2 protein-coding genes are annotated in these 1,334 nt (G+C 57.8%); both read left to right on the top strand.

The genetic code is table 11. From position 1 onward, the window contains the following. Nucleotides 1–746, top strand: a 746-nt coding sequence (locus NFR51_RS10985; RefSeq protein ID WP_251713618.1) for an undecaprenyl-diphosphate phosphatase, incomplete at its 5' end; no start/stop codon positions are given. A gap of 27 nt (nucleotides 747–773) precedes the next feature. Continuing rightward, on the top strand, nucleotides 774–1,334 hold a 561-nt coding region (locus tag NFR51_RS10980), incomplete at its 3' end, for an FAD:protein FMN transferase (protein WP_251713617.1).

Raw genomic sequence — 1,334 nt, 5'->3', positions numbered from 1 at the left:
TGCCGATTTCCAGTTCCGCACATCTTATTCTCGTGCCCGTATTTACGCCCTGGGAAGATCAGGGGTTGGCATTCGATGTGGCACTCCATCTGGGTAGCTTGAGTGCCGTCATCCTCTACTTTCGTCATGAAATCATACGCATGGTCGTCAGCAGCGTGGCCGCGCTACGGGGCAAAGGCGTCGATGAGGATGCCAGGCTAGGGTTCTGGGTCGCATTGGCCACTTTGCCGGTGTGTATTATCGGCTTTTTGGGTCGCGATCTGATTGCCGATCACATGCGCTCGACCCTGATCATCGGGCTGAGCCTGGTCGCTTTTGGTTTACTGCTGGGCTATGCCGACTGGAAAAAGCGCGGCACCCGCAGCGAGTACAGCATGAATCTGAAGGATGTGCTGATCATTGGTTTTGCGCAGGCACTGGCGCTAATTCCGGGTACATCCCGTTCCGGTATCACCATCACGGCAGCCCTGTTGGTAGGCATGAGCCGGGAGGGCGCTGCACGCTTCTCGTTTCTGCTGTCGATCCCCGTGATTGTGCTGGCCGGAGGGCTAGAGGCCGTTGGCTTGCTCAGCGATCCCCAAGCCATCGACTGGCCCGCCATGATCGTGGGTACGCTTCTTTCTGGTATTATTGCCTATCTCTGTATTCACTATTTTCTGGTCGTCATCAAGAAACTGGGCATGCAGCCGTTCGTGGTTTACCGCGTGGTATTTGGTCTCTGGCTGCTGTGGTTCTTCCACTTCTGACCCCGAGCACATTTCAAGGAAAATGCGATGAACATCGGCTATCGTCCCTTTTTAGCTGGCCTTGGTTTACTCACCCTGTTGCCCCTGATGGCAGGCTGCTCCGAGAGTGATCGCCCCCTGGAGCCGCCCACCCGGTTTGAAGGAGGGGTATTTGGCTCTTTCTACCAGGTGACGGTGATGGATCCGCTGACCCAGGGCCAGGCACAGGCGTTGGAAGAGGGCTTTCTGGCCGAACTCGAGAGCGTGGACCGTTCCATGTCGACCTATCGGGATGACGCCGAGCTGGTAACGTTCAATCATGCGCCGCTGAATGAGTGGCAGCCGCTGTCCAATGAGCTGATCGAAGTCTTGGCCGTCAGTCAGGCCGTTGCGGCAGACAGCGATGGTGCCTTCGATGTGACGGTGGGTGGCCTGGTGAACTTGTGGAGTTTCGGGCCAGAAGCAAGGCCAGAAGAAGTGCCCAGTGATGAAGCCCTTGCCGAACGCCTTTCGACCGTCGGGTATGACGCCCTGGAAGTGGATGCCCAGCAGATGCAGGCGCGGCGCACGCGGGATGCGTTTGTCGACCTCTCTGGCGTGGCGAAAGGC

It is taken from the genome of Lactococcus ileimucosae (assembly GCF_943193185.1).
Classification (GTDB): Bacteria; Bacillota; Bacilli; order Lactobacillales; family Streptococcaceae; genus Lactococcus; species Lactococcus ileimucosae.
This window is presented reverse-complemented; position numbering and strand designations above follow the sequence as displayed.